The sequence below is a fragment of the Pseudomonas sp. REB1044 genome, from assembly GCF_038813925.1.
In the GTDB taxonomy this organism is placed as follows: Bacteria; Pseudomonadota; Gammaproteobacteria; order Pseudomonadales; family Pseudomonadaceae; genus Aquipseudomonas; species Aquipseudomonas boreofloridensis.
In genome coordinates, this window is sequence record NZ_CP046139.1 from 3,552,990 (window position 1) to 3,575,279 (window position 22,290).

The 22,290-nt window shown below is 63.4% G+C and carries 5 protein-coding genes and 2 pseudogenes; 2 read left to right on the forward strand and 5 right to left on the reverse strand.

All coding sequences use genetic code 11. From position 1 onward, the window contains the following. Positions 1-10 precede the first annotated feature (10 nt). Positions 11-1,555, forward strand: a complete 1,545-nt coding sequence (locus GKC70_RS16300) for an IS66 family transposase (protein ID WP_342649228.1) — start codon at positions 11-13, stop codon at positions 1,553-1,555. A 45-nt stretch (positions 1,556-1,600) separates the two neighbouring features. Continuing rightward, positions 1,601-2,230: pseudogene (locus tag GKC70_RS16305) on the forward strand (IS256 family transposase); the annotation flags it as partial. A gap of 61 nt (positions 2,231-2,291) precedes the next feature. Here the strand turns inward: GKC70_RS16305 and GKC70_RS16310 are convergent. The 5 genes and pseudogenes from GKC70_RS16310 to GKC70_RS16330 all read right to left on the reverse strand — a co-directional run. Next, positions 2,292-2,528, reverse strand: a pseudogene (locus GKC70_RS16310) (transposase); the annotation flags it as partial. Positions 2,529-2,643: 115 nt separating this feature from the next. Then, positions 2,644-3,891, reverse strand: coding sequence for an IS256 family transposase (locus GKC70_RS16315; protein WP_342648733.1), 1,248 nt, complete (start codon positions 3,889-3,891; stop codon positions 2,644-2,646). 420 nt (positions 3,892-4,311) lie between these two features. Beyond that, on the reverse strand, positions 4,312-4,611 hold the full coding sequence (locus GKC70_RS16320; protein WP_342651540.1) for a hypothetical protein: 300 nt from the start codon (positions 4,609-4,611) through the stop codon (positions 4,312-4,314). Between the two features lies 1 nt (position 4,612). Beyond that, on the reverse strand, positions 4,613-6,925 hold the full coding sequence (locus GKC70_RS16325; RefSeq protein ID WP_342649288.1) for a DUF637 domain-containing protein: 2,313 nt from the start codon (positions 6,923-6,925) through the stop codon (positions 4,613-4,615). A gap of 98 nt (positions 6,926-7,023) precedes the next feature. Continuing rightward, on the reverse strand, positions 7,024-22,284 hold the full coding sequence (locus tag GKC70_RS16330) for a filamentous hemagglutinin N-terminal domain-containing protein (protein ID WP_342649289.1): 15,261 nt from the start codon (positions 22,282-22,284) through the stop codon (positions 7,024-7,026). Between the last annotated feature and the right edge of the window lie 6 nt (positions 22,285-22,290).

The following is a 22,290-nucleotide window of genomic DNA, read 5'->3' on the forward strand; positions in this document are numbered from 1 at the left end:
AATCCGGGCCATGATTTCTCTGCCCGATGACCTTCCTGATGATCCTGTTTTGCTTAAGCAACTGTTGCTTGAGGCCCTCAATCGTCAGGAGGAAACCACTCAGGCTTATCAGACTCACATCGTCGACCTGAAAGAACAGATCAAGCTGTTGCGTGACCGTTTGTTTGGACGCAAGTCCGAGCAATCCGTGGAACCCAACACGCCACAGTTGGCCTTGTTCAATGAGCCTGAAAGCGAGCCAATGCCGTTGGTTGGCGACGTCGATGAAGAAGTTGTCGCACCGACACCACGCCGTGGCAAACGCAAGCCGTTGGCGGCCGATCTGCCGCGTATCGAAGTCATCCACGAACTGCCCGAACACGAACTGACCTGTGCTTGCGGTTGCCGCAAACATGCCATCGGGGAAGAAACCAGTGAGCAACTGGATATCGTGCCGATGCAGATCCGGGTCATCAAATATATCCGCAAGATCTACGCTTGCCGTGGCTGTGAAGCCGCACCGGTCACCGCCGACAAGCCTGCCCAGTTGATCGAGAAAAGCATGGCCAGCCCCAGCGTGCTGGCCATGCTACTGACCACCAAGTATGTCGACGGTTTACCGTTGCATCGGTTTGAAACGGTACTTAGCCGCCACGGTATCGATATCCCTCGGCAAACGCTGGCACGCTGGGTGATCCAGTGCAGCGAGCATTTCCAGCCACTGCTTAATTTGATGCGTGATCGGTTGCTGGAAAGCCCAGTGATTCACTGCGATGAAACCCGTGTACAGGTGTTGAAAGAACCGGATCGAGATCCGACCAGCCAATCCTGGATGTGGGTGCAAGCCAGTGGCCCACCGGATCGAAAAGTTGTGCTGTTTGATTACACGTCCAGCCGTGCGCAGGAGGTGCCGTTGCGCTTGCTGGAAAGTTACCGTGGCTATGTCATGACTGATGATTACGCCGGCTATAACGCGTTGGCGTTGCAGCCGGGCGTGGAGCGACTGGCGTGCATGGCCCATGCGCGACGCAAGTTCGTGGACGCGCAAAAAGTGCAGCCCAAAGGTAAAACCGGACGGGCTGATATCGCGCTGGCGATGATCAACAAGCTGTACGGCATCGAGCGCGAGTTCAAAGACGTCAGTGATGAACAGCGGTTTGCTGGTCGACAGGAGAAAAGCCTGCCGATCCTGACACAACTGAAAAGCTGGCTGGATAAAACCCAGTCGCAGGTGACCGCACAAAGTGCGTTGGGCAAGGCAGTGCATTACCTGGCGAACAACTGGAGTCGACTGGAGCGCTATGTCGAAGCGGGTTACTTGCCCATCGATAACAATACGGCCGAAAGAGCGATCAAGCCGTTTGTCATAGGGCGCAAGGCCTGGCTGTTCAGCGACACCGTCAACGGCGCCAGTGCCAGCGCGAAGATCTACAGCCTGATCGAGACCGCCAAGGTCAACGGCCAAGAGCCTTATACGTGGCTGCGCCACGTACTAGAGCGGCTACCGCACGCCTCGTCGGTAGCAGACTACGAAGCGCTGCTACCGTGGAACTGCTCGCCAGAGATGCCACGGTAACCCGTTCCCCCACTGTTGGGCAGGTGGGGTTTATGGATCGCGTACGATATTCTCGGGATCTGGATCGAAAATACCGAAGGTGCGAAGTTCTGGATGAAGGTCTTCAATGACCTCAAGACGCGCGGCGTTGAGGATGTGCTGATCGCCGTCACCGACGGCCTCAAAGGGATGCCAGAGGCGCTAAGCGCCGTGTTTCCGGCCACCACGCTGCAAACATGCATCGTCCACTTGATCCGCAACAGTCTCGATTATGCAGCGTGGGAGAAGCGTCGTGATCTGGCCAAAGCGCTCAAGCCGATCTATCAGGCCATCAACGCCGAGGCGGCTGAGCAGGCACTGGATGCGTTTGAAAACGGCCCTTGGGGCAAACAGTACCCAACGGTAGTTGCGGCATGGAGAAGAGCCTGGGATCGAGTGATTCCATTCTTTGTCTTCCCGTCGGGCATTCGAAAAGTGATCTATACGACCAACGCGATCGAAAGCATCAACGCCCAGCTACGCAAGATCATCAAAACGCGTGGTCACTTCCCAACGGATGAGGCCGCCACCAAGCTGATCTGGCTGGGGCTGCGGAACATCACGGCAAACTGGGGCTCAGCGGCCCATGACTGGAAAAATGCGATGAATCAATTCGCGATGCTGTACGGAGATCGATTTATCAGGCCGACCTGGTAAAAGCATGGCCAGCCTGAAGGCAGGCCGTTATCGGCCCGCACACAAAAAATCTGACACTCTCCGCCTCTTCCATGGCTGGGTCGCTCAACGAGAACCAGTTCTGCAGCAGGTGAACACGCAGCATGGTTTCCAGTGGGTACGGCTTGCGACCACCGCCGGCCTTTGGGTAGTGCGGCTCGATCAATGCCACCAAACCGCTCCACGGCACCACCTGTTCCATCTCGGCCAGGAAACGCTCGCGACGGGTTTGCTTGCGCTTACCGGCGTACTCGAAATCGGAAAAGCTCATCTGACTCATGGAATGGCGGGCTTGTAGAGGGCAGTTGGACGCAGGGCTATTTCAGCACAGGTCGAGAGTGTCAGATTTTTTGTGTGCGGGCCGATAACGGCCTGCCGTCAGGCTGGCCATGCTTTTACCAGGTCGGCCTGATAAATCGATCTCCGTACAGCATCGCGAATTGATTCATCGCATTTTTCCAGTCATGGGCCGCTGAGCCCCAGTTTGCCGTGATGTTCCGCAGCCCCAGCCAGATCAGCTTGGTGGCGGCCTCATCCGTTGGGAAGTGACCACGCGTTTTGATGATCTTGCGTAGCTGGGCGTTGATGCTTTCGATCGCGTTGGTCGTATAGATCACTTTTCGAATGCCCGACGGGAAGACAAAGAATGGAATCACTCGATCCCAGGCTCTTCTCCATGCCGCAACTACCGTTGGGTACTGTTTGCCCCAAGGGCCGTTTTCAAAGGCATCCAGTGCCTGCTCAGCCGCCTCGGCGTTGATGGCCTGATAGATCGGCTTGAGCGCTTTGGCCAGATCACGACGCTTATCCCACGCTGCATAATCGAGACTGTTGCGGATCAAGTGGACAATACATGTTTGCAGCGTGGTGGCCGGAAACACGGCGCTTAGCGCATCTGGCATCCCTTTGAGGCCGTCGGTTACGGCGATCAGCACATCCTCAACGCCGCGCGTCTTAAGGTCATTGAAGACCTTCATCCAGAACTTCGCACCTTCGGTATTTTCGATCCAGATCCCGAGAATATCGCGCGTCCCATCGGGTAGAACGCCCAGCGCCAAGTAAATCGCTTTGTTGCGCACAAGCCCTTCTTCGCGAATCTTGACTCGCAGCGCATCAAAGAAAATGACCGGGTACATCGGCTCCAGCGGCCGCTGTTGCCACGCGCCGATTTCCTCCATCACCTCGGCCGTGACCGAACTGATGAAGTCGTGCGAAACATCCGTTCCGTACTGTTCAGAGATGAATGCGCGAATTTCCCGAACGGTCATGCCTCGGGCATACATGGCGATGATCTTGTCATCGAAGCCGGTGTAACGGCGTTCATGCTTGGGAATCAGGATGGGCGCAAAACTACCGTCTCGATCACGGGGGATATCCAGCCGCAGCGGCCCCTCTCCAGTCAGAACCGTCTTGCCAGTCCTGCCATTGCGCTGATTGGTTTCATCCTCTGGACGCTGCGCGCCCGGCAGATACCCCAGATGGTGACTGAGCTCGGCGTTCAAGGCCCGTTCGATCAGCGCCTTCTTGAATGCCGCAGAGGCATCTTCGATAGCCTCCGCAGTCATCAGGCCCTCACCGAACTGCTCAAGCAGCTCCTTGGGGATTTTTGGTAGGTCACGCAGGGGTTTCTTCTTGGTTGGCATACATGCACCTCTTGCTCATGTTATGCCCGAACACAAAATTTCTGACATACCCCACAGGTCAGATGGCCGGTGCTGACTTGATCGGAGATTCCTTAAGGACAAGATATTTCTCTTCTAGAGAAAGCAAAATGTTCATGACCTGCTCATCACAAGCACAGTCATAAATATCAGTACCCATCCAGCCTTCAGATCAAAACTCTACAGTCGCCAGCTTATTCAAGCCTTCCAGTTCTATCCGTTCAAGGTCACCAAAATTCTCGTTGCCGACTATTGAATACTCTACAAAGCAGTCTTTCAATAGAGATTTAACTTATTTATTAAACCACCCCGCCCCTCTCACTTGCCATGTAACACAGTAATATTTTTACCTTAGAGTGATGCTCTCCACCCTTCTCAGCAGCACCAACCCCTTATGGGTCATTAGTCTTCAATGCGCCTTAAGAACTCCACCATTGCAAGTGGATCACCGCCCACAAGCTCTTCAATCAAATCTTCTGCGGCCCAATGCAAAATCATATCACTCCCATCCCCATCCTTACAGAGAATGAATTCGCTTGATAAAGAAGAGTCAATCATAACGACCTCTCGATCACTGAGCGCCATTAAGCCACTATAACCTTTATAAGGAATGACCCAGTAGAAGCGTTCGTTACCTACCCAGTAAATCCCAAACACCTGCACAGGGTTTTCTCGCCCAATTTCTCGAACAATCATATACACATCACTCAATGGTCCTTCCGGGCTGCAGCACAGGTGGCAACTGTTGCGGCGTGGTGATTTTCATATCGTATGCTTTGTCTGTAACGGAGTTGTACTGATAGTGAACTGTTATGTTGTCTCCGCTAGGCAAACGGTGACTTACTTCCATTTTTCTCCACCCCTCACTCCTCGGGAAGTCTTTATCGCCCGCTAGTTTTGTATCACGGCCCGCAGAGGGGTTTTCTATCACTCTATTCCACAGCATCTGCTCATTCAAATCTCGTGGTGCCGCTGACTGATAGCTCTTCGCTGTTGAATGTGTGGAATAGTTTGGAAGACCAGCAGAAAAATCATCAGCAGAATTTTCTTGACCATAATAATCTCTATTGACTTTAGATCTATCAGAAACAGCCTTCGGGTTATACGGATCATTCGAAACAGCTGGTTTCCCCCCACTGAAACCATCCCGAACTCCATCTTTCGGATCACTACCCGATACATTTTGCCTTGTAACACTACCAGTCTCCGCGCGATCCGACTCGCCTGTCGAGTTAGAATTTTTTGACGTGTCGCCACTGGTAGAAGCCTTCGGCTTACCTCCAGCCTGTCCAACAGCACCACCTACGGTTCCACGGCCAGTGATGATGCCCATACCAGCCATAGAAGTAAGCTCAACAAGCCTACTCGCCTTCTCCTCGACCGACAATTGTTTGCCGGCCAGTCGATTCAGCCACTCAGTTTCCCTATCCCACTTCTCCAATCCCCCATGCTCAGCAGGCGTCAACCAGCCTTCCGATATATATTTCGCCTGAATCAGGTCCTTGTCGGATACGAATAAGCCTCCCCACTTATCGACCCCAAGAGAAGGCATTGCGACGTTGCTCGGATCACCTTGTAGTAAGCCCGGGACGTCATACGCCACCGTCCGCCTGAACATACCCAACAGTTCCTGCGCAACGGGGTCGTTCATAGCGATAGTGTTGGCCTGGATAGCCTCTACACAGGCCCTGGACTCGCAGCCCTGGATCGCTTTGGACCGGTCCGCAGAAAGCTTTTCATAGCGACCGACAATGCCTTCCACTTGTGCTCTGCCGCACGCCCCGCTGGCTTTGCAGCCCTTCAACTCATCCAGCAACTTCTCGGCGGTCGGATGATCCAGGCTGTTGTACTTGGTCGCTTGCGAAGCCACCCAACCAGCGACAGCTTGATCCTTGCTCGACCCGCCTGCCGCCGCTGCCACCGTGAGACCGATCAGTTGCGAGGTCATGGCCAGCAGTTGATCGTGCATGCCGTTGTCGAAGATCTTGTCGCCAACCGACGCGACGAATGCCTCGTTCGCGCCTGCCGCCAATGCACCAGTCTTGAAATCACCTCCAGCCAATTCGCTGATCAAGCCACCGACCAGGGCATGAGCGCCCATTTTTGCCGGGAGCCCGGAGAACTCCAACTTCGTACCCAAACGGTTGTAGATCCCTGCCGAGATCACATCCGCTGCCGAGCTGACGGCTGCGTGAGCCAGATTGTCGCCTAGGCTGCCACCCTTGATGGCCGTGTTGGCGACCGCTCCAAAGCCACTTTCAGCGAAGGTATAACCCGCAAATTTGCTGGCGCCACTCACGGTGCCCAACTCGAAACCATGTGTGGCTTTGGTAACGTCCGCTTTCTCCACCCCAAACGTTTTATCGAGAACACCCGCCGCAAATCCGGCAGCCAGCCCGCTGACGAGATAGCTCTGCATGCTGTCTTTAGAGGTGACGTCTTTTAGCGCTGCCCCGATGTTTCCCTTGTTGTTAATCACGCTGACCGCGGATTGAGACACTGCCGCAGAGAAGGCCGCAACCGCTGCTGCGTTGGCCGCTGTTGCGATAGTTGCTGCTGTCGTCGCGGACATTCCGGCTGCCACTGCTGCGCCTTGTGCTGCGCTACCAGCAGCAGTGCCCAGGGCAGCTGCAGTTCCGCTTCCCGCCGTTAGCACCGTGACGACGATGACGATCGCCAGCATGGCGCCCTGACCCAGCCCAGAGTGACTGTATTTGTAGGCATCGTGAGTTTCCTTCACGAGCTTCCAATCCACATCGCCTCGCGCCTCGGCTTCCTTGAGCCATGCCAGTTGTGGATCGGCTGCAACCATAGCGTCGATGGTCTGGCTCACGGTGTGCTGATCGATCTGCCGCACATCGATCTTCAAACCTTCCGCAGCTTTGATTGCAAGTTCGCCCTGTGCAACCAATTGACTCTGGCGCAAAGTTTCGTCCGTGTTGCCTCTGCCCTTTGCACTGTTCCACGCCAGATCCGACTTGCTCTTCTCGTGACTCTCCTGATGCAGATCCTTCACGCCTTCAAACGCGATCCCTCCGCCACTCTCCAGCGTCAGATCCTTCCCACTCTCAAGCGTGGCCGCCTGATACCGCTGATCCCCGCCACTCGCGAGGGTCACATCGCCCCGGCCGATACCGCGCTGCCGACATACTTCACATCGGTCACTTCATCGCGCTTAGTTTTCTTGCTACCGAAACTCCCTTTACTCTTCTTGTCATACAGCGAGTAGTCACTGTCAGCCTCAGCCAGCAGCTCCAACCGACCACCGGCCACCAGATACGCTTCATCCCCCGCCGACACCCGGCTGGCCGTCATCGCCAGGTCCTGTCCAGCGCGCAGGCTCACGTCGCCGCCCGCCGTCACCGCCGTGCCGACCTGGCTCACATGGTCTTCCTGACCCTTGGCCTTCTTCGTCTTGAACGCCGAATGCTGTTCATCCGCCGCTGAGCTCAGGCTGAGGTTTTCGGTCGCCGCCATGGCCACATCGCGCTTGGCGTCGATCTGGCTAGCGATGGCGGTGAGGTCGCGTCCGGCCAACGCTGACAAATCCCGTCCTGCGGTCACCGTCGAGCCGTTCTGCTTCACGCTGCTGTTGCTGTTGGTGTAACGCTTACCACGGCTGTCGCGGCTCTCCACCTGCTCCACGGCGCCGAAGCTCACATCGCGGCCCGCCTGAATCGTCAGGTCACGCCCGCTTTGCAGCACGCTGCCCTGGTTCGAGACGTCGCGACCTGCGCCGATGCTCAGGTCATTGGCCGCTTCGATGCGCGCAGCGCTGTCGAGGAAGTCACGGCGTTCGCTTGTGCGCCCGTCGCTGCTGGCGTGGGTAGTGGCGGTGCGTTCGTTGATCACATCGCCCTTGAGGGCTGTGAGGGTCACGTCGCGGCCGGCGATGATGCCGCCGGCTTTATTGACGATGTTGTTGCCGGCCAGCAGGTCCAGGCGATTGCCTGCCTCGATCAGGCCGCCGTTGATGATGTCGTTGCCGGCCTGGGCGGACAGGTTGTTGCTGGCGCGCAAGGTGCCGACGTTAGTGAGGTTCTGGCCGGCGATGAGGGTGACGTCGCTGCCTGCTATCAGCGCGCCGTTGGGGGCCAGGCGATTGTTGGCGTTGGCCAGGTACAGCACCGGCACCAACACTTCCTCGCCGTTCACCACATGGGTTTCCAGCCAGACGATGTCGTGGGTCAGCGCTGCGACCTGCTCTGAGGTGAGGGTTACGCCTACGGCCAGGTTCAGCGTTTGACGGCTGGCGATGGCGTTATCCATCAGGTGCTTGAACAGCTTTTCGTCGGTGGTTTGGCCGTCGATGAAGCGTTGGCCAGTGCGGGCCACCACGGCTTGCTGGATCAGGCGCTGTTCGTAAAGGCCGTCGCCCAGGCGCTTGGCGCTTTCGTCCGGGTTGTAGCCCAGGCCCGAAAGCAGGTAGTCCGAGCTCATGAATTGCTTCATGTCGGTGAGCACGGGATTGGTTTCGATCAGGTACTTGTGCGGCTGGGAGACCGGACGCTTTTCGGGAAGGCCCTGGACTCGCTCAAGGGTTTGGCTGGCGACCGGCGTCGGGTTCGCGGCGACCTGCTCGACCGTGACGGCGGCCGGGCGGGTGGCGGTGCTGTCCACGACAGGCTGCTCGGCGGGGCTGACGGCGGGCAGGAACTCGCGGGAGGTCGGCACCACTGTCGCCACGGTCGAAGGCTGCTGCCGCTCCACGGACACCTGGGTCGCAGAGGCCAGCGGCGTGACGCCGGGCACGCTGAGGTCTGGGCGGGCGCTGTCCGGTGCGACGGTGACCACGCGGGTGTCGCGCTCGGCGGTGGACAGGCCGGGGACGTTCAAGGTCGGACGGCTGCTGTCGGAAACCGGTTGATCGGGCGTGGTCAGCACGATGCGGGCATCGCGCTCGGCGGGGGTCAGGCCGGACAGGTCGATGTCCGGGCGGGACAGGTCGACGGCCGGGCGCGAGCCATCGACCGGGTTCTGCGCGGTGATGCCATCCACTGGGGTGATGGTGCCGCCGCCGCTGCGGCCAGGTTGCAGCGTGCCGACGTCGGCATCGCTCACACCGCCCACATTGATCGCGCTGACGCTGGCCTGGATGCCGCTGGCCTCACGGGCCGTGACCGACACCTGGCGGCTGCTGGCAGACACCTGGGCGACGTCGTCGAGTTGAATTGTCCGGCCTTGGGTTTCGGGCAGGCGTTGCTGGCGTTGTTCCAGGCCGACGCTGGCAGCGCCCAGGGTCCAACTGGCAGGCCCGGCGGAACCTCGAGCCACCTGCCCGCTGTTGCCGCCCTGCCCGCTCAGACGGAACAGGCCGTTTTGGCCGGTGGGTAGGCTGAAGCCGGGCAGCGCGAGCGGGTTGACCTGCTGCTGGGCCAGGTCAGGCGGCAACTGGGCGTTGATGGACACCGCCGTCGAATAGCGACTACCTGCGCCTGTATCGGTCGTGTTGCGGCCTGCCGCGACGTAGGCGTAGTAGGGACGCACCACGCTGTTGTTGATGTTCTGCGAAGCGCTCAGGGTGACATTGCCGCCCGCCTGGATGACGGCATCGTAAGACTGGCCATCGCTGTTGAGGATGGTCGTGTTTTCCGACAGCTTGCCGCCGCCCATGAGACTGATGAAATAGGCAAGATCCGCTTCCACCGTCTCTGACGGTTTGGGGCTGTTCTTCGCGTTGAAGTCGGCAGCTGCCTGTGTCGCACCGAAGATTTGCTTTACGAAGTTCCAGTAGGTCCGGGTGGTCTTGATCTCCTGGGCTTGCAGACCCTGGTTCGTGATGGTGGTCGCGTTGGCGGTGAGGTTGCCGGTCGCGGCGATGGTGCTGCTGTAATTGTTGAGGGTCTGGGCGTTGACCAGCAGGTCTGCGCCACTACTCAGCGCCGAGGCTACCGAGCTGCGCGTGACCTCCAACCGGTCGATTTCATCGATCTGCCACAAGCCGTTGCGACGGCCCTTCTTGCGGAAGTCGCATCCCGGCCCCGGAATCAGGCTGCAATCGAGTTCGGTGATCTTGGCATAGCTTTTTCCATGCGCCGAGTACTCCAGCACATCACGCACGTTATTGACGGTCATGGCGTTGATCGTCAGGTTCTTCGCGCTTTCGAGGGTGCTGGAGCGGTTGTCCAGCAACTCGGCTTTGGTCTGGCTGGCATCCTTGCCGATCAGCACGTTGCCCAGGCTGTACACATCGGCGAACGAGTTGGTGAAGCGGTTGGCCAGCAACTGCATGTCGCCGCCGCTGGTGATCAGGCCTTTGTCGTTGAGCAGGGTGTTGGCGCTGAGGGTCAGGTTGGCGCCGCTGGCCAGGGTGCCGGTGTTGCCGATGCCGACGCTGCCGAGGGTCAGGTTGCCAGCGGCGGTCAGGCGCCCGGCGTTGTTGAGCTGGCCGCCCACGCGCAGGGTGCTGTCCTGCCCGCTGGCGATGGACGCCGTACTGTTCAGGTCTACCTGGGCGGCGCTCAAGCCGAGTTGGCCGAGGCTGCTGTAGCGGCCGTTGCTGCTGTAGCGGCCGGTCAGCGTCAGTTGCGCGGTGCCATCGCTGGCGATCAGGCCGTCGTTGCTCCAGTTGGCGCCCGTGCCGACCAGGCTGTCGGAGGCCAGCAACTGGCCGCTAGCGGTCTGGTTCAGGGTGTTGACGTTGAGGTTCAGGCGCCCGGCCTGGAGCACGCTGCTGTTGGTCCAGGTGTCGGCAGCCAGGGTCAGGCCGCCTCGGGTCACCAGGGTGCCGCCGGCGTCGATGAGGTTGCTGGTAGCGATCTCAAAAGTGCCGCTGCCGCTGTGCAGCAGGCTACCGCCCTGGTTCTGCAAGCCAGTGGCGTTGAGGGTTAGGTCGCTGTTGCGGGTTTCGAGTCGGCCATTGCGGTTGTCGAATCCGCCGAGCAGTTGGAAGTCGGTCTTGCCGGTGCTGCCCAGGGCACGCAACTGCCCGCCTTGGTTATCGACGGCGCTGGCGCGCACGTGGAGCACGCTGTCGCTTTCGATGATCCCGCCACGGTTGCCCAGCTGGCCGTCGAGCCCCAGGTCCACGCGATTGGCCGCCATTTGACCGGTACTGTTGTCGAGCGCGGCGCCCACCACCTGGAGCAGGTGCTTGGCATACAGGCCGCCCTGGGCGTTGGCGAAGGAACGGGCGTTGATCAGCGCGTCGCCGTTTTGCGCGGCGATGCGGCCGCGCTGGTTGTCGACGCTGGCGGCGATCAGGTTCAAGCGCTGTCCCTGGATCACGCCCGCCTTGTTGGCGGCGTTGACGCCGTTGAGCAGTTGGCCGCCAATGCGGGCATCGAGCGCCCCGGCCACGCTGGCCAGCGTACCGCCCTGGTTGTTCAGGGTGCTGGCGGCGGCGCTCAGGTCGCCGCTCTGGGCCAGCAGCGTGCCGCCTTCGTTGTCCAGGTCGCCCGTGAGGCTCAGGCCCAGGCCCTGCTGGCCCTGCACCACGCCAGCGCGGTTGCTGAGGCTGGCCGCGCTGATGTGCACGTCCGCGCCCTGGCTGTAGATCAAGCCATCTGCATCGTTCTGCAGCACGCCGGTGCTGGTGATCGCCACCCGCTCCTTGCCGGCGAGGGTGCCGCGCTGGCGGTTGTCGATGCCGCCGGCCAGCAGCGTCAGCACGCCCTGGCTGGCGATCTGGCCGCCCTGGTTGTCCACCTGCGTGGCGCGCTGCAACAGCAACGTTCCGGCGCTGGCGAGCTTGCCCTGGTTGTTGACCAGGCGACCCAGCAGGTCGAGGGTCAGGCGGCCATTGCTGACCAGGGTGCCGTTCTGGTTGCCCAGGTCGGTGGCGGTGACGGCCAGCGCCTGCTGGGCGGTGACGGTGCCGGCGGTGTTGTTCAGGCTGGCCGCCTGTACATCGAGCTCGGCGCCGCTGTCGATCAGGCCGCCGCTGGCGTTGTCGAGCGTGCCGCCGACCACCAGGGTTTGCCCTGCGCCACTGGAGAGGATGCCGCCGGTGTTGTCCAGGCTGGCAGCGCTGACGGTCAGCGCGCCCTGGCTGACCAGGGCGCCGGCTCCGGCATTGAGCAGTTCGCCGGAGAGCCGCACATCGACCGCGCCGCTGCGGCTGGACAGGGTGCCGTTGTTGCGGTTGTCGAGGCTGCCGCCGCCGACGCTCAGCCCTTGCCAGCCGGATACCAGGCCGTTCTGGTTGATCAGCCTGGCGGCCTGGACCGTCAGCACCTCGCTGCTGATCAGCTTGCCGCCGCTGTTGTCCAGGGTGCCGGTGCTCAGGGTCAGGCTGCGCTGGCTGGACAGTTCGCCGTTCTGGTTGTTGAAGCTGCGCAGGCGCTTGAGGGTCAGCGGCCCCTTGGCCAGGATCTGGCCATTGCGGTTGTCCAGGTCGCTGTCGTTGAGGTCGAGGGTCACGCCCTGCTCGCCCATCACCCGACCGCCCGCCAGCGCCAGGGCGCTCAGCTTCAGGCCCATCGCGCCCCGGGCGGACACTTCACCGCCGCTGCCGGTGTTCAGGCTGGCGGCGCTCAGGTCCAGGGTGCCCTGGCTGTTGATCAGGCCACCGCCGCTGTTGTCCAGGGCCATGGCGGTGAGCGTCACGCCCGCCGCGCCGAGCAGGCTGCCGGTGAGGTTGTTGAGGTTGCCGGTATTGAGGGTCAGCGTCTGGCTGGCGCTGATCAGGCCCTGCTCCTGGTTGTCGAGCAGGCCATCGCTGGTCAGTTGCAGGTCGCTGCGACTGCTCAGGGTGCCGCCGCGGTTGTCCACGGCGCCGGCGTGCGCGTCCAGGCGGGCGGCGCCGATCAGGCCTTTGACGTTGGCCAGCACTTGGCCGACGCGCACGACCAGGGCCTGGTTGCTGAGTAGTTTGCCGTTGCCGTTGTCCAGGCTCTGAGCGGCCAGGGTGAAGGCTTGGGCACTGGAGATTTCACCGTTCTGGTTATTGACTGCCGCGAGGTTGCTCAACAGCAGTGGGCCTGTGGCGTTGATCAAACCGTTCTGGTTGCTCAACGCGCCGTTGTTCAGGTCCAGGCTCAGGCCGCTGTGGCTGAAGAGCGTACCGCCCTGCTGGTCGAACCCGCTGACACTCGCGGTCAGGGCCTTGGCGCTGCCGATGCTGCCGCCGTTGTTCAATTGCCCGCTGGTCAACTGCAAGGTCTCGCCGCTGTTGAGGCGACCGCCCTGGTTGTCCAGCGTACCGGCGCTCACCGTCACCGCGCCTTTGGCGCTGATGCTGCCGTGCTGGTTGGCCAGCGCGGTGCTGCTCAGCACCAGGGCGCCGTCGCTGACCAACTGGCCGCTCTGGTTGTTCAACTGACCATTGAGGGCCACGTTCAAGGCGTGCGCGCTGGACAGGCTGCCGTGGCTGTTGTTCAGGCTGCCGGCCTCGATGTCGAGAGTGTCTTCACTGCTCAGCAGGCCCCAACTGTTGTCCAGCTCGCCGCTCACCTGCAGGCGCAACGGCTGCTGGCTGAGCAGCGTGCCGCCGGTGTTGTCCAGGCGGCTGCCGGTCAGCGCCAGGCGCTGGGCGCTGAGCGAACCGCCCTGGCGGTTGAGCACCTGCTCGACGTTCAGCGTCAGGCCCTCGGCGGCGAACACCTGGCCCGCGTCGCTGTTGTCCAGGTGCTGACCGGTGATGCTCACGCCGGCGTTGCTGGTCAGCTCGCCGGCCCGGTTATCCACGGCACCGACGTCGAGTTTCAGCGCTTTTGTGGCGCCGACCAGACCGCCCCGGTTGTCGAGGCTGGCGCCACTGACCTGCACGGCCTGGGTGCCGATCAACTGGCCGCTGCGGTTGTCCAGGCGCGCGGCATTGACGCTCAGGTCGGCCTTGCCGGCGATCTCGCCGCCACGGTTGTCCAACTGGGCGCTGGTCAGCAGCAATTGGCCGTCGGCGATCAAGGTGCCGCGCTGGTTGTCGAGCGTTTCGCGGGCGACGATGTCCAGGCCACTGCGGCTGCTGAGCAGACCGTCACTGTTGTCCAGGCGTGCGCTGCGGGTGTCGAGGCGTGCGGCGCTGATGTGGCCCTTGGCGTTGGCCAGGGCCTGTTCGATGCGCAGCACCAGTGCCTGGTTGCTGATCAGCTTGCCCTGGCTGTTGTCCAGGCTGCGGGCGGCCAGGGTGATGGCGTTCTGGCTGGAGAGCTCGCCGTGGCGGTTGTCGAGGTTGCCGAGGTTTTTCAGGACCAGGATCGGTGCGTTGATCACGCCGCTGTTGGTGGCGTCACCGCCGTTCAGGTCGAGGATCAGTTGGCTGTTGCTGAACAGCTCGCCGCCTTGTTGCGTGAGGCCGGTGAGGCTGGCGTTGAGGGTGCCGGCGCTGGCGACACGGCCGCCATTGCTGAGCTGCGTCGCGGTGAGATCGAGCGGCCCGGAACCGATCAGGCGCCCGCCCTGGGTGTTGTCGAACTGGCCGGTGGTCAGGCGCGCGGCGCCTTGGCTCTTGAGCAGGCCCTGCTGGCTGTTGTCCAGGCTGGCGCTGTTGAGCGTCAGGCTCTGCGCGGTTTCCACCACCCCGCCCTGGTTGATCAGCGCAGCGGTGCTGTCGAGGGTCAGCGTGTCGGCACTGGTGATACGGCCAGCGGTGTTGTCGATCCGCTCGCCGGTCAGTTGCAGCGTGCCTTCGCTGCTGAGTGTGCCTTGGGTGTTGTCCAGCGCGGCGGTCAGCTCCAGCGCCAGCGAACGCTGGCCGGCGAAGGTGCCTTGGGCGTTGTCCAGGCTCGCGCCGGTCAAGCGCGTGTCCTGGGCGAACACCAAGCCCTTGGCCTGGTTGATGACCTGAGCCACGGCCAGTTGCAGCGCGGTGGCGGCGAGCAGCTTGCCGCCACTGTTGTCCAGGCGCTGGCCGCTGAACTCGGCAGCGGCCTGGCTGGACAGCTCCCCGGCGCGGTTATCGACCGCGTCCACCTTGAGTTTCAGCGCTTTTGTGGCGCCCACCAGACCGCCGTTGCGGTTATCGAGGGCGCTGCCGGTGAGGGTCAGTTCTCCCTGGGCCACCAGCTCGCCGCCCTGTTGATTGAGCACGCCAACGCTGGCGTCCAGGTCGCGCTGGCTGGCGATGCGGCCGGTGCCGTTTTCCACACGCTGCGCGGTCAGGCGCACCGGGCCTGCGGCGCTGATCAGCCCGGCCTGGTTGCTCAGCGTCTGGCTGACGATCACCAAGGCCTGCTTGCTGTTGAGCACGCCTGCGCGGTTGTCCACCTCGCCGATGGCCAGGTCGAGCGCCTGATTGGCGCGCACCGCGCCGCCACGGTTGTCCAGGCGATCACCGCTCAGGGTCAGCAGATCCTGCCCGGACACCCGCCCGCCCCGGTTGTCCAGCGCACCGGCCTGCACCGCCATGGCGCCTTTGGCCATGACCCGGCCTTGGTCCTGGTTGTCGAGCAGGCCATCGACCTTCGCGGTCAGGCTGCCGTCACTCACCAGGCTGCCGGACTGGCTGTTGTCCAGGCTCGCCGCCGTCACCTGCAAGCGCTCGGCGGCGCCCAGGGTGCCGCCCTGGTTGAGCAGCGCGCCTCGGGTCGTCAGCACCAGGCTGACGTCGCCCATCACCTGCCCGTTGCGGTTGTTCAGGGTCTGCGCATCGACCACGCTGGCGCCGGCGCTGGACAGCTCGCCGTCGACGTTGAGCAATGCGTCGCTGACCGACAGGGCCAGGTCTTCTTCGCTGCTGAACACGCCTTCGCTGTTGTCCAGACGGCCCGCCTGGGCCTTGAGTCCGGCGGCCGTGATCTGTCCTCTGACGTTGAGCAGCGCCCGCTCGACCGTCAGGCTCAGCCCGTGGTCGCTCAGCAGTTTGCCGTCGGTGTTGTCCAGGCTCTGCGCCGCCAGGGCGAAGGCTTGCTGGCTGGAGATTTCGCCGCCCTGGTTGATGACCTGCGCGAGGTTGCGCAGTACCAGCGGGCCGGGCGCATTGATCAAGCCACCGGCGTTGTTCAACGTGCCCTGGTTCAAGTCCAGAGTCAGGGCGCGGGTGCTGTACAGCTTGCCGCCGCCGCGCTGGTCGAGACCGGTGAGGCTGGCCGTGAGTGCGTGGGCGCTGGCGATGCGACCGGCGGCGCGGTTGTCCACCTGCCCGGCCACCAGGTCGAGGCGGTCGGCGCTGGTGAGGCGTCCACCTTGCTGATTGTTCAGGGCGCCGGTGGTGACCTGCACGGCCCCGTCGCCGATGAGCGTGCCGCTCTGGTTGTCGAGGCTGGCGCTGGTCAGGCTCAGGGTCGAGGCGCTGAGCACCTCGCCGTTGCGGTTACCCAGCGCGCCGGTGCTGACCAAAACCAGCGGTGCGGCGCTGCTGATGCGCCCGCTGCCGTTGTCGAGGCTGTCGGCGTGCAGGTTCAGGCCCGCATCGCTGCGCAGCGCGCCTTGCTGGTTGAGCACCTGGCCGCTGGCGAGCAGGGACAGGTTGCCCTTGGCATACACGCTGCCCTGCCCGCTGTTGTCCAGCAGCGCCGTGTTCAACTCGACGGAGCGCTGCCCGGAGATGATGCCCTTGAGCTGGTTGTTCAGGCGCTGCACGGTCACCTGCAGGGCGTCATTGGCCAGCAGCCGCGCACCAGTGCTGTTGTCGAGCTCGCGGGCCGCGAGGGTCAGGCCACCGACGCTGGAGACCTCACCGGCACGGTTGTCCAGGCTGTCGAGGGCCAGGGTCATGCCCTGACCCGCATTGAGCAGGCCACCGTCGCGGTTATCCAGCGACGTGCCCTTGAACTGCAATTGGTTCACTGCGGCGACGTTGCCGCCACGGTTGTCGAATTGGCCGACGGTCAGGCTCAGGTCGCGCTTGCCCAGCAGGCGGCCCTTGGCCTGGTTGTCGAAGCTGCCTGCGGTCAGTTGCAGTTGCGCGCTGGCGCCGATCAGGCCGGCCTGGTTGAGCAACTGGCCGCTGATCAGGGCGTCGAGCGTTCCGTCGCTGGTGAGCGTGCCTTGGGTGTTGTCGAGGCGGGCGGCGTTCAGGTCGAAGCGTTGGCCTGTGACGAGCCGGCCATTGCGGTTACCGACCGCTTGCCAGTCCGCGAGGGTGAGCCGCTGGTCGCCCTGAATCAGGCCGGAGCGGTTGTCCAGCGTGGTGCCGGCTAGGCGAGTCGTGGCGCCGAGAATCTCGCCCTGACCGTTATCGAGTGTCGCCTCGACCTGGGCGGTCAGGTCGTCGCCGGCGCTCAGCGTACCGGCCGTATTGATCAGCGTGTTGGCCCGCAGATCCAGCGCAGTCGCGCGCACCAGGCCCTGGGCATTGTCCAGCGCCTTGGCGATGCGCACGCTCAGCCCTTGCTCGCTGAGCAGCTTGCCGCGGCGGTTGTCCAGGCTCTGGGCGTCGAAGCTCAGCGCCTGGGCACTGGAGATTTCCCCGGCGCGGTTGTCCACCTCGGCCAGGTGGCTCAGCAGCAGCGCGCCGGGCGCGTGGATCAAGCCACCCTGGTTGTTCAGCAGGCCGTGATTCAGGTCCAGGCTGACACCGGCCTGGCCATACAGGCGACCGCCATCGTGCTGGTCAAGGCCGGTGACGGAGGCCGTGAGTTGCTGCTGGCTGCTGATGCGTCCTGCGCGGCTGTTGTCCACTTGGCCCGCCGTGAGTACCAGCGTGCTGTCGCTATCGAGCACGCCTTGGGCGTTGTTCAAGGCGCCGCCCACGGTGAGCGCCAGCGGCCCCTTGGCGTGCAGGCTGCCTTTGGCGCTGTTGTCCAGGCTGGCGGCGATCAGGTGCAGGTCGCTGCCCGCGCTGAACAGGCCAGCCTGGTTGAGCAACTGACCGGCGAGGGTCGCGGTCAAGCGCCCATCGCTGGTCAGCTTGCCGGTGCTGTTGTCCAGGCTGGCGGCGTCGAGGTCGAAGGCCTGGGCGGCGAACAGCGTGCCCTGGCGGTTATCCACGGCGCCAAGGCTGGTGAGGTCGAGCAGGCTGTCGCTCTGCAGCAGGCCCAGGCGATTGTCCAGAGCGCCCACCTTCACCGAGGCGCTGCGGGCCAGTACCCGACCGCTGCGGTTGTCCAGCGTCGCGCCGACCTGCACTGCCAGGTCGTGGTTGGCGCTGAGCAGGCCGCTCTGGTTGTCCAGGCTGCCAGCCTGCAGGGTCAACGCCTTGGCTGAAACCAAGCCTTGGGTGTTGTCCAGTGCACGGGCGATGCGCAGGATCAGGGCCTGTTCACTGAGCACCTTGGCACCACGGTTGTCCAGGGTGTCGGCAGCCAGGGTGAAGGCCTGGCTGCTGGAGATTTCCCCGCCCTGGTTATCGACGCTGGCGAGGTGGCTCAACAGCAACTGACCCGGTGCGGTCAAGGTGCCGCCCTGGTTGTTCAGGTGGCCGCGATTGAGGTCGAGGCTGACGTCGCCCTGGCCTGACAGCCGACCGTCGTTGTGCTGGTCCAGCCCGGTGACGCTGGCGATCAACGTCTGCCCGGCACTGATGCGCCCGCCTTCGCTGTTGTCTACCGGGCCGGCGCGCAGATTCAGTTGGGCGTCACCGCGCAGGGTGCCGTGTTGGCTGTTGTTCAGGTCTGCACCCAACGCCAGGTCCAGGCGCTGCTGGGCGTAGACATTGCCCTGGCGGTTATCCAGGCGCGTCGCATCGAGCTTGAGCACACCGACCGCCGCCAGGCTGCCGTTGCGGTTGTCGAGCGAGGTGCCGGCCAGGTTCAGGTCGGCCTGGCTGCTGACGCGCCCTTGGCGCTGGTTGTCGAGGCTGCCCAGGGTCAGGTCGAGGTTGGCAGTGGCTGCCAGCAGGCCGGCCTGGTTGAGCACGGCTGCGGCGATGATGGCGGTCAGGGCGCCGTCACTGGTGAGGGTGCCCTCGGTATTGTCCAGGCTGGCAGCGCTGAGACTGACGGTGTTGGCCGAGACCAGGCGGCCGCGCTGGTTGATCAGCGCCCCGCTGGCGACGGTCAGGCGCGTGTCGCCTTGCGCTTGGCCGTCGCTGTTATCGAGCGTACCTGCGGTCAGCGACAGGTCACGGCCCAGGAGCTTGCCACTGCGGTTGTCCAGCAGGCCCTCGACGTTCAGGATCACGCCGTCACGCGCACTCAGGGTGCCGTTCTGGTTGCCTAGGCTGGCGCTGCGCGCGTCCAGGCTTGAGGCCGAAATCAGGCCTTTGGCGTTTTCGAGCGCACGGGCGATGCGCAGGGTGAGCGCTTGCTCGCTCACCACCTTGCCCGCGCGGTTGTCCAGGCTGTCCGCTTGCAGGCTGAAGCCTCGGGCGCTGGAGATTTCGCCGCCTTGGTTATCGACGGTCGCCAGTTGGGTCAGCCGCAACGCGCCCGGCGCGCTGATCACACCCCCCTGGTTATTCAACAAGCCGCGAGCGAGGTCCAGGCTCAAGTCGCCCTGGCTGTACAAACGCCCGTCGCCGCGCTGGTCCAGGCCCGTCACCTGGGCGCTGAGGGTGTTGCCGGTGATACGGCCACCGGCGCTGTTGTCCAGTTGCGCGGTGCGCAGGCGCAGGGCGTGGGCGGCACTGATCTGGCCGGCCTGGTTGTTCAGGTCGGCGCTGCTCAGTTGCAGGTCCGCGCTTGCGCTGATCAGCCCGCTCTGGTTGAGCAGATTGCCGGAGATGGCGGCGGTCAGCGCCGCCGCACTGGTCACCTTGCCGGAGGTGTTGTCCAGGGCGCTGGCGGTCAGCGCCAGGGTCTGGCCGCTGGCGAGCGTGCCGGCGCGATTGCCAAGGGCGCCGCTGTCGATCGTCAACGACTGGTCGGCCTGCACCTGGCCCTGGGTGTTATCCAACGAGCCGGCTGTTAGCCGCACGTCACGGGCCAGCACCTCGCCACTGTGGTTGAGCAATGCGCCCGCGACGTCCAGGCTCAAACCGTCGTTGGCCAGCAAGTGACCGCTGCCGTTGTCGAGGCTGTCGGCGTTCAGCCGCAGCGACGCACCCGATAGACGACCCGCCGCGCTGTTCACCACCTGCGCAGCCGCCACGCTTAGCGACTGGTCGCTCTGCACCTTACCGCCCCGGTTATCCAGCGCATCGGCCAGCAAGGAGAATGCGCTGCTGCTGGAGACGGCGCCGTTGCGGTTATCGACCGTGGTCAGGTTGTTCAGCAGCAGTGTGCCAGGCGCACTGATCACCCCGGACTGGTTGTCCAGATGACCGCGATTGAGGTCCAGGCTCAAGCCGGAATGGCTGGATACCCGGCCGCCCGCGTTGTTCAGGCTGCCGACGCTGAGCTGGCTGGCGGCGGCGCTGGTCAGGCTGCCGCTGCGGTTGTCGAACAGTCCCGCGACACGCGCGTCCAGCGCCGCGCGACTGTGCACGGTGCCTTGTTGGTCATTGATCAGGCTGGCGGCACCGATCTGCAGGCCGCTGGCGGCGATCAGTCCGGCGCCGTTGTTCAAGGTCTGGACGATGCTGAGGATCAAGCCTTGGTCGCTGAGCAGCTTGCCCGCCGTGTTGTCGAGGGTGCGCGCCGTGACCGAATAGCTACGAGCACTGGAGATTTCGCCCTGGCGGTTGTCGACGCTGTCGAGGTGGTCGAAGGTCAACTGCCCGGCGGCATTGATCAGGGCACTGCGGTTATCCAGTTGGCCCTCGTTTAGGTTCAGGTACAGGTCGCCATTGCTGTAGAAGCGGCCGCCGTCGTGCTGATCGAGGCGGCCCAGGTTGGCGTTCGTGCCTTGTGCGCTGGCGATCTCGCCACCGACGCTGTTGTTCACCGCGCCTGCCGTGAGGTTCAGGGTCTGGCCGCTGAGCTTGCCGCCCTGCTGGTTGTCCAGCGCCGCGGCCTTGATCGTCGCCCCCGCCGTGGACTCGATGCGCCCCTGCTGTTGGTTGGCCAGGGCGCCACTCACCTCGACGCCGAGCGCGCCTTGGCTGGTCAGCACACCGCGCTGGCTGTTGTTCAGCGAGGCGGCATTGACCTGCACGGCCTGCTGCGCGGCGATGCGTCCGCCCTGGTTGTCGATGGCGCCTTGCGCACTCAGGCTCAAGGTTTGTCCGGCCGACACCAGCCCGGCGACGTTATCCAGCGACGCCACCTGCAGGCTGGCCTGGCCGAGGCTCGACAGCTCGCCCTGACGGTTGATCAACTGGCCGACGTTCGCCGTCAGCAGGCCGGAGGCGGTGACCAGTCCAGCCTGGCTGTTGAGCAACTGATCGGCGCTGATGCCGAGATTGCCGGCGCTGAGCACGCGGCCCTGGTTCTGATTGTCCAGGGTGGTCGCGGCCAGTTGGGCGCTGCGCGCAGCGCTGAGGGTGCCGCGCTGGTTGATCAGTTCACCGGTTTGCACGCGCAGGTCGCGACTGGCGATGACGCTCTTACCGGTGTTATCGAAGGCCTGCGTCTTGAGCTGCACATCGCCTTGGCTGTTGCGGCTGTTGTCCGCGTTGACGCCAGCCTCGATGATGCCGCGGTTAGTCAGGCGGCCGCCGGCGTCCAAGGTGACGCTGTTCCTGGCTGCCAAGGTGCCCTGGTTGGTCAATGCGCCCTGGGTGGTCAGCGCCAGATCACTGCCGGCATATACGGCGCCCTGAACGTCGAGGCTCTGGGCTTTGACGTTGACCGTGGTGGCTGCCGAGGTCTGGCCCATCAGCAGTTGCCCTGCCGCATCGATCTGGATATCGCCACCGGACATCATGTCGCCGGCCATGCGCACACCGACCCCGGCCTCGGTACCGACCAGCTTGACCGCGCCCACGTACATGCCGCCCAGCGCCGAGGAGTCGATGGCCAGGTCCGGCGCCTGGCTGCCGTCGGCAGCGCGCGCGGTGGCGTTGAGGGTGCCGGCCTCGACATCGTTGCGCCCGGCGACGATGGTCAGCTTGTTCGCCTGGATCTGCGCATTGAGGCGGGCAGCGCGGGTGATGACTTCGAAGCGGTCGACGTTGCTGGCGTTCAGGCCCGCGCCTTCGATGGCGACGCTGCCCTGGTCGACCTGGTAGCGGGTGAGCTGGCCGTTTTCGATCACCGGCCTGCCGGTGGTCAAGGTCGCCTGCGGCGTGTTGATGAAGCCGCAGCCGTCGCAGGTGATGCCGTGCGGGTTGGCGACGATCACATGGGCCGACTGCCCGGCCACTTCGGTGTAGCCGCGCAGTTGGCTGGCGTTGGCGCCATTGACTTCGTTGAGGATGATCTGCGCGGCCGTGCCCTGGAAGTTGGGGTTGCCGACGATGATGCCGCCCAGTTGGGTGTCCTGGGTACGGCCGGTGGCGTTGTTGAGAATGACCCCGTTGGCGCCGACGTTGTAGTCCTGAAACTGGTTGTGCGACAGGCCGCTGCCGTTGGGCGCGGCGATGTTGACGATCGGCACGCCATTGCCCGCTTGCCCGAGCGTGGTGCCCTGCCCGCTGACCGCGATGCCCTCGGCCTGGACCAGCAGCGGCTGCCAGAACATGGCGTTGGCCAGGATGAACGCCAGACCCCGCTTGGGCATCCCCAGGAAGTGGGAACGGCTTTTGAGGGCAGCCGAAGGCTGACGCACGAGAAAGGCGAACTGACGAACGTCCATGTGAAA

Bases quoted from the DNA above. Each gene is read 5' to 3' on its own strand.
- GKC70_RS16315 (WP_342648733.1), bottom strand. From the start codon at position 3,891: ATGCCAACCAAGAAGAAACCCCTGCGTGACCTACCAAAAATCCCCAAG.
- GKC70_RS16300 (WP_342649228.1), top strand. From the start codon at position 11: ATGATTTCTCTGCCCGATGACCTTCCTGATGATCCTGTTTTGCTTAAG.
- GKC70_RS16330 (WP_342649289.1), bottom strand. From the start codon at position 22,284: ATGGACGTTCGTCAGTTCGCCTTTCTCGTGCGTCAGCCTTCGGCTGCC.